General features: G+C 66.1%; 1 protein-coding gene and 1 pseudogene. Both read left to right on the top strand.

The genetic code is table 11. The features are described 5' to 3' along the window. Positions 1-224 (top strand): annotated as a pseudogene (locus HP546_RS30155) (alpha/beta hydrolase); the annotation flags it as partial. Next, positions 221-1459 (top strand): aldehyde dehydrogenase (locus HP546_RS30150; RefSeq protein WP_172233512.1); only part of this gene is annotated, 1239 nt, incomplete at its 3' end. The pseudogene HP546_RS30155 and the gene HP546_RS30150, both read left to right, overlap by 4 nt.

The raw sequence follows: 1459 nt of genomic DNA, 5'->3' as shown, positions 1-1459 counted from the left end.
TCCAGGTGCCCACGCTGATCGCCACCGGCGAACTCGACTCGGGCTCCACCCCGGCCATGACCCGCCAGCTTGCCGCCAGCATCCCTGGCGCACACAGCGTGGTGCTGGCCGAGCAACGGCATATGATGCCGGTGGAAGCACCGCGTGAAGTCAACAAGATGCTGCTGGACTTCCTCGCCCAAGCCCGCACCCTTACCGAATCCGCCAAGGGGATAGTTGCATGACCCTCGTTCGTTTCCAGATGTGCATCGACGGCCAATGGCGCGATGCGCAAAGCGGCAAGACCTTCGACAGCCTCAACCCGGCCACCGCCCAGGCCTGGGCGCAACTGCCCGACGCCGACGAAGCCGATGTCGAACTGGCCGTGCAGGCCGCCCAGCGTGCCTTTGACAGCAAGGCATGGCGCAGCATTACCGCCACCGCGCGTGGCAAGCTGCTACGGCGCCTGGGTGATCTGATTACCGAAAACAAGGAGCACCTGGCCCAGCTGGAAAGCCGTGACAACGGCAAGCTGATCCGCGAAACCCGCGGCCAGGTCGGCTACCTGCCCGAATTCTTCCACTACACCGCAGGCCTGGCCGACAAGCTCGAAGGTGGCACCTTGCCGCTGGACAAGCCCGACCTGTTTGCCTACACCGTGCACGAGCCGATTGGCGTGGTCGCCGGCATCATTCCGTGGAACAGCCCGCTGTACCTCACCGCGATCAAGCTGGCCCCGGCCCTGGCTGCGGGCAACACCATCGTGCTGAAACCGTCCGAGCACGCCTCGGCAACCATCCTCGAGCTGGCCCGCCTGGCCCTCGAAGCCGGCTTCCCGCCGGGTGTGGTCAACGTGGTCACCGGCTACGGCCCAAGCACCGGGGCAGCCCTTACCCGCCACCCGCTGGTGCGCAAGATCGCCTTCACCGGCGGCGCCGCCACTGCCCGCCACGTGGTGCGCAGCAGCGCCGAGAACTTCGCCAAGCTGTCGCTGGAGCTGGGTGGCAAGTCGCCGAACATCATCTTCGCCGACGCCGACCTGGACAGCGCCATCAACGGCGCAGTGGCCGGTATCTATGCCGCTTCCGGGCAAAGCTGCGTGGCCGGCTCGCGGCTGCTGGTGCAGGACGAGATCTTCGACGAGTTCGTCGAGCGTTTGATCGCCCGCGCCAAGCGCATCCGCATCGGCAACCCGCAGGACGACGCCAGCGAAATGGGTCCGATGGCCACCGCGCAGCAGTTGGCCGTGGTCGAAGGCCTGGTCGCTGCGGCCAAGGCCGAAGGCGCCAAGCTGCACATGGGCGGCAAGCGTGCCGAGGTCGAGGGTGAAGGCTGGTTCTACGAGCCGACGCTGTTCGAGTGCGACAGCAACTCGATGACCATCATGCAGGAAGAAGTATTCGGCCCGGTGGCAGCGGTGATCCGCTTCAAGACCGAGGAAGAAGCCCTGGCGATGGCCAACGACTCGCAGTTCGGCCTG

The organism is Pseudomonas sp. CM25 (assembly GCF_013179705.1).
Lineage (GTDB): Bacteria > Pseudomonadota > Gammaproteobacteria > Pseudomonadales > Pseudomonadaceae > Aquipseudomonas.
Note: the sequence above shows the minus strand (reverse complement) of the source record. Positions and strands in the feature narration are given on the sequence as shown.